This is a genomic window from Xenorhabdus santafensis (genome assembly GCF_033949405.1).
In the GTDB taxonomy this organism is placed as follows: Bacteria; Pseudomonadota; Gammaproteobacteria; order Enterobacterales; family Enterobacteriaceae; genus Xenorhabdus; species Xenorhabdus santafensis.
In genome coordinates this window covers 1-298 of record NZ_VCDN01000129.1, presented here as the reverse complement: position 1 = coordinate 298, position 298 = coordinate 1, and the positions used below count along the sequence as shown (strand labels likewise).

1 tRNA gene is annotated in these 298 nt (G+C 55.0%); it reads left to right on the top strand.

Features of this window, described 5'->3' with window-relative positions:
• Positions 1 to 219: 219 nt before the first annotated feature.
• A tRNA-Asp gene (locus FE392_RS19000) sits at positions 220 to 296 on the top strand.
• Positions 297 to 298 lie beyond the last annotated feature (2 nt).

The window sequence follows — 298 nt, the reverse complement described above, 5'->3', positions numbered from 1 at the left end:
GTAGGACACTGCCAGACATCATATTTCTTCAGCTTCCTTCGATAAGAAGGGCGGCTGGAAGGCAGCGAGTAGGACAAAATCGTCGGGAACGATTTTGAACGTTGCGCACAGCGCGACGGCCCGAAGGGTAAACGGCAGGAAAGCCGTTTATACACTGCCAGACATTAATTTAAAGCCAGTTGTCGGCACAAAAGGCAGCCAAGGCTAACGAAATTCGGTGGTGCGGTAGTTCAGTTGGTTAGAATACCGGCCTGTCACGCCGGGGGTCGCGGGTTCGAGTCCCGTCCGCACCGCCACC